General features: G+C 41.0%; 10 protein-coding genes. 6 read left to right on the top strand and 4 right to left on the bottom strand.

What is annotated here, in order from left to right; genetic code table 11:
• Positions 1–64 precede the first annotated feature (64 nt).
• Positions 65–2,686 carry an AsmA family protein gene (locus ACWPKD_RS05730; RefSeq protein WP_455411713.1) on the top strand — a complete coding sequence of 874 codons (2,622 nt, stop codon included), beginning with the start codon at positions 65–67 and terminating at the stop codon, positions 2,684–2,686.
• A gap of 29 nt (positions 2,687–2,715) precedes the next feature.
• Here ACWPKD_RS05730 and ACWPKD_RS05725 read toward each other — a convergent pair whose 3' ends face one another.
• Positions 2,716–3,513 carry a DUF2797 domain-containing protein gene (locus ACWPKD_RS05725; RefSeq protein WP_455411712.1) on the bottom strand — a complete coding sequence of 266 codons (798 nt, stop codon included), beginning with the start codon at positions 3,511–3,513 and terminating at the stop codon, positions 2,716–2,718.
• Positions 3,514–3,605: 92 nt separating this feature from the next.
• Between ACWPKD_RS05725 and ACWPKD_RS05720 the strand changes: the two genes are divergently transcribed.
• Positions 3,606–5,132 carry a GH3 auxin-responsive promoter family protein gene (locus tag ACWPKD_RS05720; protein WP_455411711.1) on the top strand — a complete coding sequence of 509 codons (1,527 nt, stop codon included), beginning with the start codon at positions 3,606–3,608 and terminating at the stop codon, positions 5,130–5,132.
• Between the two features lie 219 nt (positions 5,133–5,351).
• On the opposite strand, the gene ACWPKD_RS05715 is transcribed toward ACWPKD_RS05720, so the two are convergent.
• The gene (locus ACWPKD_RS05715) at positions 5,352–5,525 is read right to left on the bottom strand and encodes a hypothetical protein (protein ID WP_455411710.1); all 174 of its coding nucleotides are present in this window, start codon (positions 5,523–5,525) and stop codon (positions 5,352–5,354) included.
• A gap of 221 nt (positions 5,526–5,746) precedes the next feature.
• Positions 5,747–7,915, bottom strand: a complete 2,169-nt coding sequence (locus ACWPKD_RS05710; RefSeq protein WP_455411709.1) for a S46 family peptidase — start codon at positions 7,913–7,915, stop codon at positions 5,747–5,749.
• A gap of 455 nt (positions 7,916–8,370) precedes the next feature.
• On the opposite strand from ACWPKD_RS05710, the gene ACWPKD_RS05705 reads away from it, so the two are divergent.
• The 3 genes from ACWPKD_RS05705 (at position 8,371) to ACWPKD_RS05695 (ending at position 12,270) form a co-directional block, all read left to right on the top strand.
• A complete protein-coding gene (locus ACWPKD_RS05705; RefSeq protein WP_455411961.1) occupies positions 8,371–10,338 on the top strand; it encodes a prolyl oligopeptidase family serine peptidase in 1,968 nt (655 codons plus the stop codon).
• Positions 10,339–10,474: 136 nt separating this feature from the next.
• Positions 10,475–11,551 (top strand): sensor histidine kinase, encoded by a 1,077-nt coding sequence (locus tag ACWPKD_RS05700; RefSeq protein WP_455411708.1) that lies wholly within the window; start codon positions 10,475–10,477, stop codon positions 11,549–11,551.
• Complete coding sequence (locus ACWPKD_RS05695; RefSeq protein WP_455411707.1) at positions 11,548–12,270, top strand: LytR/AlgR family response regulator transcription factor; 723 nt, start codon at positions 11,548–11,550, stop codon at positions 12,268–12,270. Before ACWPKD_RS05700 ends, ACWPKD_RS05695 begins: the two co-directional genes overlap by 4 nt.
• Here ACWPKD_RS05695 and ACWPKD_RS05690 read toward each other — a convergent pair whose 3' ends face one another.
• Complete coding sequence (locus ACWPKD_RS05690) at positions 12,271–13,500, bottom strand: 3-deoxy-D-manno-octulosonic acid transferase (RefSeq protein ID WP_455411706.1); 1,230 nt, start codon at positions 13,498–13,500, stop codon at positions 12,271–12,273.
• 101 nt (positions 13,501–13,601) lie between these two features.
• Here ACWPKD_RS05690 and ACWPKD_RS05685 point away from each other — a divergent pair, with 101 nt between their 5' ends.
• A complete protein-coding gene (locus ACWPKD_RS05685; protein ID WP_455411705.1) occupies positions 13,602–14,732 on the top strand; it encodes a DegT/DnrJ/EryC1/StrS family aminotransferase in 1,131 nt (376 codons plus the stop codon).
• Positions 14,733–14,785 lie beyond the last annotated feature (53 nt).

The following is a 14,785-nucleotide window of genomic DNA, read 5'->3' as shown; positions in this document are numbered from 1 at the left end:
TACGTTTTGTTAAGTAAGTTGGTTTAATTTTTGTAGTAAATTCGTAAGATAAATATTCTAAAGTATGTTAAAGAAGATTTTAAAAATAACCGGAATATCCTTATTGGTTATTATAATCGTATTAGCGGCCGCACCTTTTTTGTTTAAAGACAAGATTAAAGAGCTGGTAGCCAAAGCGATAAATGAAAACGTTGATGCGAAAGTTGCTTTTGAGGACGTTGGGGTGAGTCTGTTTAAAAACTTCCCGAACGCCAGCGTGACCATCGACAAACTGAGCATCATCAACAAAGCGCCGTTTGAAGGTGATACCTTGTTTTACGCTGGGGAACTTAACCTGAAAATGTCCGTTAAGGAGCTTTTTAAAGGTGAAGGTGAAGCGATGAACATTGAAGGTTTTACTTCGAAAGACGGTGTGGTGAACATCATTTTTAATAAAGACGGCATTGGGAATTTCGATATCGCCCTGAAAGACAACAAGCCGGAGGAGGCTTCCGAAAGCAAACCGTTTGCGATGGAGATACAGAAATATTCCGTGGAAAATCTCCGTTTCCGTTATACCGACGAAAGATCGAAAATCCGAATGGTTATCGACAGTCTGAACCACGAAGGCAGCGGAAATTTTGCAGCGGAAAAACTGGATTTGGATACCAAAACCTCGGCGAAACTGTCGCTGGACATGGATAAAATGAACTACATGAAAAATGTAGCCCTGAACCTGGATGCTGTTTTGGGGATCGACCTGAAAAACCAGAAATACGAGTTTAAGGATAATAAAGCTTTAATCAATCAGTTGCCTTTGGAGTTCACCGGATTCATTCAGATGGTGGAAAAAGGACAGCTTTATGATTTGAAATTCAAAACCCCAACCTCAGATTTCAAAAACTTCCTTGGGTTGATTCCGGAAGCTTATGCCGGGAATATCAAAACGGTAAAAACTACCGGGGAATTCAAAGTGGACGGAATGGTAAAAGGGGAGCTGACCGATACCACGATTCCGAAATTCAATTTGGAGATTGCTTCGAACAATGCGTCGTTCCAGTATCCGGATTTGCCGAAATCGGTGCAGAATATTGTAATCGATACCAAAATCATCAACGAAACCGGTTTGATGAACGATACTTATGTAAACTTAGATAAGTTGTCGTTCCGAATCGATCAGGATGTGTTCAATGCAAAAGCCAACATTCGCAACCTGGCTGAAAATCCATTGGTAAACGCGGAATTGAAAGGGGTGATTAACCTGGCCAATGTAACCAAGGCCTATCCGGTGAAACTGGATAAACCGCTTTCGGGTATTTTAAAAGCCGATGTGGTGACCAAATTTGATATGAAATCGGTAGAAACCAGTCAGTATCAGAACATTCAGAATTCCGGTAATTTATCCTTGACCGGGTTTAATTATTCCGGCCCTGAAATGGCAAAACCGGTACAGATTTCACAGGCGGTTGTGGCGTTCAATCCGAACCAGATCCGTCTGAACCAATTGGATATGAAAACCGGTAAATCTGACATTCATGCTAACGGTACCCTTGATAATTTTTATGGATTTGTATTCAAAAACCAAATCCTGAAAGCGAATTTCAACATGAGTTCCAACCAGTTTTTAGTGTCGGATTTCATGGCGCCAAGCACTACGACCACCAAAGAGGGAACGGCCAAGAAAGAAGTGGTTAAAATCCCGGCCTTTTTGGACTGTGCGGTTACGGCCAAAGCCAATACGGTGGTGTATGATAATCTTACGCTTAGAGATGTTTCCGGGAAAATGATCATCCGCGACCAGGCGGTGATCTTGGAAAATATTAAAACCAGTATTTTCGACGGAAGAATCGGGCTTGATGGTGTGGTTTCCACCAAAGGAAAAACGCCAACTTTTAAAATGAACTTAGGGTTGGATAAAGTCGATATCGCCAAATCGTTCACCCAGCTGGATATGCTGAAATCGATTGCGCCTATTGCCGGAGCGATCGAAGGAAAGCTGAATTCGACCATTAAATTGTCCGGAAATCTGGATGCGATGGAAATGACGCCGGATCTGAAAACGATTACAGGGGATTTGATAGGACAGCTGCTGAGCACTAAAGTGAATGCGCAAAATTCACAGATGTTGTCTTCGTTGACCTCCAATGTGAAGTTCTTAGATGTGAACAAATTAAACCTGAATGATGTCAAAGCGGCTTTGTCGTTCAATAACGGTAGGGTAAATCTGAAACCTGTTGATTTGAAATATCAGGATGTGAAAGTGACTATTGGCGGAACACACGGTTTTGACCAATCCATGAATTACAACCTGAAATTTGACGTTCCGGCTAAATATTTAGGCCCGGAAGTAGGCAAGCTGTTAGCGAAACTTACCCCGGCGGAACAAGGGAAACTGGATAATGTTCCGGTGAACGCCACCATGACGGGTAATTTCAAAAGCCCGAAAGTGGCAACGGATATGAAACAGGCGGTAGGTAATGTGACCAATCAGTTGATTCAGTATCAGAAAAATAAATTGCTGAATCAGGGAACATCGGCTTTGGGTAATATTTTCAGCCCTAAAGGAAATACAACTACGCCGAAGGATACGACTAAAACGCAAACCACGCAACCGAAACCAGATATTAAGAACACGGCTACCAATGCCATTAAAGACCTGTTCGGTAAGAAGAAAAAAGAAGCGCCGAAACCGGCCACAACACCATAATAAAAAAGCCCCTTTAATCGGGGCTTTTTTTATGACAGGTTTATTTTAACGACATAGCCTTCAAATGTTCGGACGTTGAACACGGTGCCGTCCTCAAAGATGAGGTATTGGCCTTTAACCCCGGATAGTTTTCCAGTGTAGCTTGGTGTTTTGTCCAGGTTCAGGCTGCTTACTTTTTTTGGGTATTCCAGCACGGGGTAGCTTAAATCGTATATTTTTTCAGGTTGAGCAGTAAAGTAGGGCTGTACTTCGTCTGGTAAAAGATTTTGAAGTTTGTTTCGTTCGCTCAGTAAATCTACGCTTGGGATATCGTTTTTCAGCATCTTTTGCCAATTGGTTTTGTCGGCAAAATGATTTTTCAAAGCGACTTCGGTAATTCCGGCCAGATAACGATTTGGGACTTCTACTATGGGAACAGCCTGGATGGCGCCCTGGTCGATCCAACGGGTAGGGACCTGTGTTTTTCGGGTGACCCCGACTTTTACTTCACTGGATAAGGCCAGATATACGATATGTGGTTGTAATTGTACTTTCTTTTCGTATTCCAGATCACGGTCTTCGATGTCTAAATGGGCGGTACTCAACTCAGGTTTCATAATCCAGTCGCCTACAGCGGGGCTGCTCATGAAGCAATCGTAGCAAAATCCCTGGCGGAAAATCTTCTTCTTTTTGCCGCAGTTCAGGCATTGGTACCCCTGAAATGTAATTTCCAACTCCTTGTTCAGCACCTGGTTAATGTTGAGAAAACTGTTTTCGAAAACCAAATAATATTGAATAGGGCTGGCAAATTCGGTTTCCATTTTGGTTAAGACACCTTCGTAAATCATTAGTTTAGGAATTAAAAGTGATTTTTGTTATTTTTGGTAACGATGTAAAGTTATAATTCATAATTTACAATTCATAATTCATATTCGCGAAAATGCCGTTAACGATTATAAATTCGATTGCTTCCTGGATCCTGAAAAAACGTATCCATCAGATGGAGTTGTTTTTGAAATACCCGAATGAAGTTCAGGAGGAATTGTTGTTTAATCTTCTGCGCACTGCCGAAAGCACGGTTGTGGGCCGAAAGCACGAGTTCTCTTCCATAAGAAGCTATAAAACGTTTTCGGAACGTGTGCCGATTTCCACCTATGAGGAATTGGAGCCGATGATCGAACTGACCCGAAGAGGTGAGCAGAATGTTTTCTGGAGTACGCCGATCAAATGGTTTGCTAAATCCAGCGGAACCACCAATGCCAAAAGTAAATTCATTCCGGTGAGCAGTGAAGCACTGGAAGATTGCCATTACAAGGCCAGTAAAGACCTGTTGTGTCTTTATCTGAATAACAATGAAGAATCGCAATTGTTTACCGGAAAAAGCCTTCGTTTGGGAGGAAGTAAGCAGTTGTACGAAGATAATAATACCTTTTTTGGGGATTTGTCAGCGATCCTGATTGGCAACATGCCGTTTTGGGCGGAATTCAGTAGTACGCCGAGCAATAAAATTTCCCTGATGAGCGAATGGGAAACTAAACTGAAAGCGATTATTCAGGAAACCCGTAATGAAAACGTAACCAGTTTTGCGGGAGTACCTTCCTGGATGCTGGTTCTGTTGAACAAAATGCTGGAAGAAACCGGTAAGGAGAATTTATTGGAAATATGGCCGAATCTGGAAGTTTATTTCCACGGAGGCGTTGCCTTTGAACCGTATCGTGAGCAATACAAAAAGCTTTTGCCTAAGGCGGACTTCAAGTATTATGAGATTTACAATGCTTCGGAAGGTTTTTTTGCGATACAGGACCTGAACAATTCCAGTGATTTACTGCTGATGCTCGATTACGGGATTTTTTATGAATTTATTCCGATGGACACTTTCGGGACCCTGAATCAAAGAGTGGTTCGTTTGTCGGAAGTGGAGCTGGGTAAAAATTATGCCGTAGTGATTACGACCAATTCAGGATTGTGGCGTTACCTTATTGGAGATACGATTCGTTTTACATCGTTGAGTCCGCATCGTGTACGTGTGACCGGCAGAACCAAGCATCATATCAATGTGTTTGGAGAAGAACTGATGGTGGAAAATACCGACACGGCTATTGCGAAAGCCTGTCAATTGACAAATTCTGAAGTGATCGACTATACCGTGGCGCCTATTTTTATGGACGGCAAGGAAAAAGGAGCACACGAATGGATGGTGGAGTTCCGAAGAAGGCCGGATAACATAGAAAACTTCCGTCAGACACTGGATGAGGTGTTGCAATCGTTGAATTCCGATTACGAGGCAAAACGGTACAATAATATGACCCTGAATCCTTTGGTGTTAAATGTCGCTCGGGAAAATTTGTTTTACGATTGGCTTAAAAATCAGGATAAATTAGGTGGTCAGCATAAAATCCCAAGATTGTCAAACGAAAGGGAATATCTGGAACAGTTAAAAGCAATGCAGCTTACAACAACTTTATAATTTTAAACTTATGAAAAAAGCAATCTTCCTACTGGTGTTATGTGGCTTGGCTATTTCGTGCGGGCCAAGAAGAATGGGGTGTGGGCCCGGTCGTTGTGAAATGGTTAAACCTGCGCAAAAAACGCAACAAAATTGTTAGTCCGTTTTTTATTTGAGCATGGTCAAAAAAAAAAAGTCCCGATTAAATCGGGACTATTTTTTTCTTACTTGTATTAGATACTAGTGAGCAGCTGGAGCAGCTGGAGCAGCTTCTGCAGGAGCAGCAGCAGAATCAGCAGCAGGAGTAGCAGCAGCAGCAGAATCAACTACTTCAGTAGTAGCTTCAACAGCTTCAGTTGGAGTCTCAGTTACTGGAGCCTCTTCTTTATTTTCTTTACAAGAAACAACTGCCATAGTAGCAACTAATGCTAAGCTTAAAACAACTTTTTTCATCTTACTAAATTATAAAGGTTAATTATTAATTCGGAGCAAAGATATAAATTTTTTAATACGTTGTAATATTTCGTAAAATATTTTTTCGTTTTAATGCGATTTTTTTTATTCTCTGCTCCAAATCGTTTTGTATTGCTGGTTTTCTGAGACTTTAAAAACACAAGTCTTTGAAAAATAGCGGTTTATTTTTTTACTTTTTTTACTGCCTTTTTTACCGGTTTTACCACTTTCATTTCATCTACTAAATGTTTTGCCCCGGCATACTTGTCCACCACAAATAATACATAGCGAATGTCCACCATAATGTTGCGGCAAATCGACGGATCGTAATGGATATCGCTCATCGTTCCTTCCCAAACACGGTCAAAATTCAAACCGATCAAATTTCCGTTAGCATCTAAAGCAGGGCTTCCTGAGTTTCCGCCTGTAGTGTGGTTGGTAGCGATGAAAGCCACCGGCATTTTTCCGTTTTTGTCTGCGTACTGACCGTAATCCTTAGCGTTGTATAAATCGATTAGTTTCTTAGGAACATCGAATTCGTAATCTCCAGGAACATATTTTTCAATTACACCGTCTAAATAGGTCATAGGAGCGTAGGTTACGGCATCATTTGGCTGGTAGCCTTTTACTTTTCCGTACGTTACACGAAGCGTACTGTTGGCATCCGGAAAAATACGTGCCGATTTCGGGCTCAATTCCATAATGGCCTTCATGTACGTGCGTTGTAACGCGATGTTTTTAAGGTTCATTTCGTCAAATTTCGTCGCTACATTTTTGTTGTAAGCATCGGCAATCGATTTTACCAAGGCGAAGGCTTTGTCCTGATTCAGTTTTTCAAGAACCGTTTTAGCATCGCCGTTTAATAACTCTTTCAGGCCATTGTAGCTGGTCAATTTTGAGTTTTTGAAGATATCCGCCGATAACTGTGCCGGATTGATGTTGTTCAACGTAGAAGGTAAAAACTGTTTTGGTGATTTATTGGCGTACAAATCAATCAATTGTTCGAAGACTTTCTCATCTACATTCGCATTGAAATCTTTGTATAAGCCTTCGAAGCCGGCAATAAGGTTTGCTTTTCTGTCGTTGAAAGCCTGTTCGCCTTTAGTGTTGTATACTTGTTCCAACTGGTACAATCGGTAGCCGAAACTTAAAATTTCGGTATTTCGCAGTACCACTTCCGTATAATATTCCCTTGCTAAAGCATAAGGTGCAATCGCTTCGTAATTGGTTTTGAAATCCGACAGTACATTGCCGTATTCTGCCTGTTTTCCTGCTTTGTTGATTTTTTCGGTTAGGTCTTTTTCGAATTTCTGTTTGATGTTCACGGCATTGGATTTTTTCAATCCTTTTACTTCGCCGATCCATTTTTTCCAGTAGTTGGCCACCGATGCATATTTGGAAGCATACTGGATTTTTATAGCGTTGTCTTTACGCATGAAGCCGTCCTGAACTTTTAAGGCTCGGTCGCGCACCTCAATACGTGCAGGGTCGATCGAATTCATGATTTGTTCCACGGCATAGGAAGGTAAGTATTCCTGTGTTCTTCCTGGGTAACCCATTACCATGGTGAAATCGTTTTCTTTAACTCCTTGGATAGATACCGGGAAGAAATGCTTCGGTTTGTAAGGAACGTTGTCTTTTGAATATTCCGCAGGGCGGTTGTTTTTGTCAGCGTAGATTCGGAACAAAGAGAAATCTCCGGTATGACGCGGCCAAACCCAGTTGTCTGTATCGGAACCGAATTTCCCGATAGAACTTGGCGGTGCTCCAACCAAACGTACGTCACGGAACGTTTCGGTTACGAATAAAATATATTGGTTACCGTCGTAAAAGGTACGGATGCTGTTTTCCTGATACGATTCTCTCGGTAACGTTTTGCTCAGCATCGAGATGTTGTCCTGGATTTTTTTCTGTTTTTCCGCTTCGGTCGGAAGATTGGTAACCCCTTCCAATACTTTGTTGCTTACGTCTTCGATACGAACGATAAAGGTTACGAACAAATCTTTGTTAGGTAGTTCGTCTTCCATTTTCATGGCCCAGAAACCGTTGGTCAGATAATCGTGTTCTACAGAGGAATGGCTCTGGATGTTATCGTACCCGCAGTGGTGATTGGTTAAGATCAAACCTTTCGGGGAAATCACTTCAGCAGTACAGCCTCCGTCAAAATGCGGAACGGCGTCTTTTAAACTGGAATGGTTTACGGAATAAATATCGTCGGCAGAGATTTTCATGCCCAGATTTTTCATTTCCGTTTCGTTCATTCCTTTCAATAGTGAAGGAATCCACATGCCGCCTTGTTGGGCGAATGTCGGAAGTACGAATAAAATAATAAGTAGTCTTAAAAATTTCATGGTAACAGCTTTTGTTTTAAAGGTTGCAAGGTACGATTTTTAAGTAATTTTGAAATTCTTTTAGGTTTTGGTTATGAATAAACCATTCGTCATTTCATTTTTACCGCTCGTCATTTTCTGAATAGTACTACAAAATTCTTACAATATATTTGCTTCATCAAACAAACAAAACGATACAATTATGAAAACAACAAAAATGAATAAAACCAAAATGGTCCTTTTTTTTATAGGAGGATTTGTGGCAGGTTTTGCAGGATACTATTTGGTAAAATACCTGTAAAATGAAAAAACGATTTAAGTATGGTGTTGTTATCGCCTTGTTGGGGATCAGCTATGTGAAAATCGTTATGTACATCCATCAGAATTGCCACTAAGAGTTTCGGTCATCAATCAAAATCAATCAAAATTAATCAATCAAAAAAATGAAGAAAAGTATTTTATCGGCGGCGTTTTCAATGTTTTTCATAGCGTCAGCCTTAGCACAATCGGCACAATCGGAAGCGCCAAAATCCGGTAACTCAGCACTCCCATGGACAAAAGAACAACTGGCCTCTCTGGCTTCGCTTGAAAAAGGCAATTATCAGTATTCTGTTGAAGATTTTTTTGCCAAACCTAAAGCAAGAACTTTTCGATTGTCACCGGACGGGCAGTACATGTCTTATTTTGAAAAAGACAAAAGCGGTAAAAATCATGTCTATGTAAAACATATCCAAACCGGTAAAGTAACACTGGCCATCGAAGAAAAAACGGAGGTTATAAGAGGTTACTTTTGGTTGAACGATTCGCATTTAGGGTATGCGATGGATAAAGGAGGGAACGAAAACCGTCATCTTTATTCGGCGAGTATCAAAGGGGGGAACCCGTTGGATTTAACCCCGTTTGAAGGCGTACAGGCTGAATTTGTATCAGTGTTGAAAAACCAGAAAGATTATCTGCTGGTTTTGATGAATAAAGACAATCCGCAGGTGAAAGAACCGTACAAAGTGAATATTTCTACCGGAGCTTTTGAGAAATTATATACGAATTCCGATCTGCAGAATCCTATTATGGGATACAGTTTTGATAAAGACGGTAATCTGAAAGGGTTTACCCGAATGGTCAACGGGATAGAGTCACACTATTTTTACAAAGCGCAGGGATCTGAAGCGTTCCAATTGTTGAAAAGCTTTGGTGCTATGGACAGTTTCGGAGTGCTTGAATTTAATTATGCTTCTGAAAATCCGGATGATGCCTATGTACTGACGAACCTGGATTCTGATAAAACACAAATCGTGCTGTATGATCTGAAGCAGAACAAAATCATTAAGGAGATTTATGCCAATGAAACTTATGATGCTTCCATTTTGGAATTGTCGGAGAAACGAAATTATGAAATCGATTTTGTTGGGTTTAACGGCGAAAAGCTTGAAATTTTTCCGGTAAGCAAGTCTTTTAAGAAGATTCATAAAAGATTGTCCGCTGCGTTTGGAAACCAACAGTACAGCATCGTCTCCCAAAATGATAACGAAGACAAAATGCTTATTGTAGTACAAAGTGACAAACTATATGGGAAATACTATCAGTATGATGTGGCTAAAGATAAACTGACGTTCCTGTACGATTTAATGCCGCAGTTAAAAGAAAGCGATATGGCACCAATGTTACCGATCACTTTTAAAAGCCGCGACGGATTAACCATTCACGGGTACATCACTTTGCCCAAAGCCGCTTTGGAAGGAAAAAAAGTACCATTGATTGTGAATCCGCACGGTGGGCCACAAGGTATAAGGGATTCGTGGGGTTTTAACCAGGAAGCGCAGTTGTTTGCCAGTCGCGGTTATGCTACTTTGCAGGTGAATTTCAGGATTTCAGGAGGCTACGGGAAATCGTTCTTAAAAGCAGGATTCAATCAGATCGGCAGAAAAGTAATGGATGATGTTGAAGATGGCGTAGCATATGTATTGCAAAAAGGATGGGTTGATAAAGATAAGATTGCCATCTACGGTGCCAGTCACGGAGGGTATGCGACCTTGATGGGCTTAGTGAAAACTCCGGATTTGTATGCTTGTGGCGTGGATTATGTAGGGGTGTCCAATATCGAAACGTTTTTTGCCTCGTTCCCGGAATACTGGAAGCCGTATAAAGAAATGGTGAAAAAGATATGGTACGATCTGGACAATCCGCAAGAAGCTAAAATAGCCAAAGAGGTTTCGCCGGTGTATCAGGTGTATAAGATTAAAAAGCCGCTTTTCGTAGTACAGGGTGCCAATGATCCAAGGGTTAAAATCGCAGAATCCGATCAGATCGTTACAGCTTTGCGTGCTAAAGGTTTTGAAGTGCCTTATATGGTAAAATACAATGAAGGTCACGGTTTTGCCCGTGAGGAAAATCAGATAGAGCTGTACAAATCCATGTTAGGGTTTTTTGCTCAGCATTTAAATTAATTTGAAACCAATACCTTTGGCAAAGCACATTTTGTCAAAGGTATTTTTAAAACATACAGTCATGGTAAAAGTTGTGTTAGTAGTAATTCAGACAATTGTAACGGTTGTCATCAATATTTTGATGTAAATGAAATTAATGTCAAACTATAAATACCATCTGTTTAATTTAATAGGATGGCTTTTATATGAATTGAGCACTCTGACACTCGATAAAATCACTTACGGGTTAGCCAGAGTTGAGAAATGGGATAGTGAAACTACTAATGCGCTGTATTATATTATTACAGAAGGGGTGTTGTGCGCGCTTTTGGGGTTTGTGCTCTCTTATATTTTATTGTTTTATATCGATTATAAAGTTGATTTGGCAAACGCAAAACGCAAAACCTGGGTTAATCTGATTTTGGTTTTTTTGGCAACGCAACTGCTTTATCATACATTCTTGTGGCCGATGCTTGATATCCCTTCTATGTATTACTATGGGAGCTCGAGCAGTACAGAACTCAATTTGTATATGAAACTGGCTAATTTTCCGCCTTTTGCGGTTGCTTTTTTAGTCTGGTTGTTTGTGGTGTTGTCGATAAAAGTTTACGCATATATCAATGAAGTGAAGATTACGAAACTGGCGCTGGAGTCGAACCTGAAAGAATCGCAGTTGAATTCCCTGAAAGGACAGATCAATCCGCATTTTATGTTCAACAGCCTGAATAATATCAGAGGCCTGATTCTGGAAAACCCGGTCAAATCCCGCGAGATGATTACCCGGTTGTCTGAGATGCTGCGGTATTCGCTGACCAAGAACGATATTAATACGATTGCTTTGGAAGAAGAGCTGGAAATGGTCGAGAATTTCATTGAGATTTCAAAAATCCAACTGGAAGACCGATTGACTTTTGTCTCCAGTGCAGCACCTTCAACCTTAAAGATCAAAATTCCGCCAATGATTATCCAGATGCTGGTCGAAAATGCGGTAAAACACGGGATTGCCACTTTAAAAGAAGGCGGAAGGATTCAGTTGGCCACCACTATTGAAAAAGAACAGCTTCAGATCCTTGTGTCCAATACAGGGAAATTGGCTATTGCTGAAGATTCAACCCAAATCGGCCTTAAGAATATTCAAAACCGTTTGTCACTTTTGTATGGAGAACAGTCACTGTTTGAATTGACAGAGCATAACAACGAAGTCTTGGCCAAAATTTTAATTCCAATACCATGAAAAAAATTCGTGCAGTTATCGTAGAGGATTCGCGTTTGGCCCGAAACGAGCTGAAGGAACTTATCCGGAACCATTCGGAAATCGAAATTGTCGGGGAAGCCGAAAACGTAGATGCAGGTTTTGAACTGATTCATAAAACCACGCCGGATTTACTTTTTTTAGATATCAATATGCCCGAGAAGGATGGTTTTGCGCTTCTGGAAATGTTGGATGATGTGCCGATAACGGTATTCACAACCGCGTTTGACGAATATGCCATCAAATCGTTTGAGTACAACGCGCTGGATTATCTGCTTAAACCGATAAATCCGAAACGCTTTGCGCAGGCCGTTGAAAAAGTAAAGGAGAAACTGGCGGAAAAAGAAGTCCGAAATGAAAAAAAACTACCGTACTCCAATCAGATTTTTATAAAAGACGGTGAAAAATGCTGGCTGGTGAAAATCTCGGACATTTATCTTTTTGAAGTGGACGGAAACTATACCAAAGTGTTTTTCAACAACGAAAAAGCGACCATCAATAAGTCGTTGAACCAGATTGAGGTGAAACTCAGCGAAGAACATTTCTTCAGGGCGAATCGCAATCAGATTATCAATATCCATTATGTGGAAAAAATCGATCCGTGGTTTAGCGGTAATCTGCTGGCAGAAATGGTCAACGAGGTCAAAGTGGAAATTTCCAGAAGACAATCAAGTTTGTTTAAAGAAAAACTGAGTTTGTAATCAGTTTGCGATCTGTTTCAGGATGATATCGGTCGCGCCCTTGTTCATCTGTACGAAAGTGGCGCAGATGTGGCCTTTCTCATAACGCTCGTCTTCGTTTTGAAGCAGTAAGTCAAAAGCCTGGTTCAGTTCGTTTTGGCTGGCAATCGAAATACATCCGTCGATATTGACTAACGCCGTAGCCTCAGCAAAATGCGAATAATTCGGGCCAATCACAATCGGAACCCCGAAAGTAGCCGGTTCTAAAATGTTGTGAACACCAGGATTTCCAAAGCCGCCGCCTACATACGCAATATCGGCATAACTGTAAATTTTGGTCAGGATCCCGATAGTGTCAATGATAAACACGTCGTATTCGGGAAGATTTTGGTTTTCTTTCTCGGAAAACAGCACTGTTTTTTTAGTGAGTTGTGAAGTAAGGTTCGCAATTTGTTCCGCTTTGATGTTGTGTGGTGCAATGATGAATTTTACGTCCGAGGACCGGTTGATGTACTGCAGTAAAAGTTCTTCGTCTTTTGGCCACGAACTCCCAATCACTATGGTTGGAGTGTCGTTTTTGAAAGCTTCAATAAAATCCAGATCGTTGTTACGTTCCAGTATCGAAACCACGCGGTCAAATCGTGTATCCCCGGAAACTTTTACATTGTGAAATCCGATGCTTTGCAGTAGGTTTTTAGAACTTTCATTCTGCACAAAAAAGTAATCGATCGCTTTTAACGCCTTTCGGTAAAACCCGCCATACCATTTGAAGAAACTCTGCTTCTCTCTGAAAATTCCAGAAATCAGGTACGTTTTGATGTTTTGTTTTTTTAGCTCGTTCAGGTAATTGGGCCAATATTCGTATTTGATGAAGAAGACCATCTCCGGATGAACCAATTTAAGGAACTGTTGCGCATTGTTTTTGGTGTCCAGCGGAAGATAAACGGTAGCATCGGCAACGGTATTGTTTTTTCGGACCTCATAACCCGAAGGCGAAAAAAACGTCACTACGATTTTATGGGTAGGGTACTGCTCTTTTATTTTTTCGATAACCGGAAGCCCTTGTTCATACTCGCCTAAGGATGCTGCGTGGAACCAGATTGTTTTATCGGAGGCTGAAATTTTGGAAGTTAAAGTAGTGAAAACCTCTTTTCTCCCATCTACAAATAATTTAATTTTAGGACTGAACAAAGCCACGATTTGCAACAGAAAACCGGCAATCTGAACCACTAAATTGTAGAGAAAAAACATAACTTTTCTTTTGTTGCGCTAAAATACGGTTTCTTTTCGTTATCAATAAAATCATTCTACATTAATTCGTATTTTTGCTTGTTTCAAATTATATTTTTCAGATGAAAAAACTACAAATGGTTGACTTGAAAAGTCAATACGACAAAATAAAAGACACTGTAAATGCTTCTATTCAGGAAGTTTTAGATACCACCTCCTACATCAACGGACCGCAAGTACATCAGTTTCAGAAATCGTTGGAAGATTATTTGGATGTAAAACACGTTATTCCTTGCGCCAATGGTACCGATGCGTTGCAGATTGCAATGATGGGACTTGGTTTAAAACCCGGCGATGAGGTAATCACAGCCGATTTTACCTTCGCAGCAACTGTTGAGGTAATCGCATTATTACAATTAACACCGGTTTTGGTCGATGTGGAGATGGATACGATGAACATTTCCATTGAGGCTATCAGAAAAGCAATCACACCGAATACTAAAGCGATTGTGCCGGTACATTTGTTCGGTCGTGCGGCCAATATGGAGGCCATCATGCAATTGGCCCTGGAGCACGATTTGTATGTAATCGAAGACAATGCGCAGGCGATTGGTGCGAATTTCACCTATACTGACGGTTCTAAAAAGAAAGTAGGGGCAATCGGCCACGTGGCGTCCACTTCGTTCTTCCCTTCCAAAAATTTAGGATGTTACGGCGACGGTGGTGCGATTTTTACCAACGATGATGCTTTGGCACACACCTTAAGAGGGATCGTGAACCACGGCATGTACGTACGTTACCATCATGATGTAGTGGGCGTGAATTCCCGTCTGGATAGTGTTCAGGCAGCGGTTTTGAATGCAAAACTTCCCTTGCTGAACGAGTACAATACGGCCAGAAGAGCAGCGGCTGCTAAATACAACGCAGCATTTGCCAATCATAAAAATATAGTGACGCCGGCTTTCGATTTGAATGGCGACGATCACGTGTTCCACCAATATACGTTGCGTATTGTTGATGCAGACCGTAATGCTTTGATGGAGCATCTGCAAAGTAAAGGCGTGCCTTGTGCAATTTACTACCCGATTCCGTTGCACAGCCAGAAAGCGTACAGGGATGTCCGTTACAAAGAAGAAGATTTTCCGGTAACCAACCAATTGGTAAACGAGGTGATCTCTCTGGCGATGCATACCGAACTGGATAGTGAACAGATCCAATATATTACGGATAGTGTTTTAGAATTTTTTAATTAAAAAAAGAGCCAAGAAGAAAGAGGTAGGGGTAAAATGACAGAACGTTTGGTTTT

The sequence above is a fragment of the Flavobacterium pedocola genome (assembly GCF_053764385.1).
This window is presented reverse-complemented; position numbering and strand designations above follow the sequence as displayed.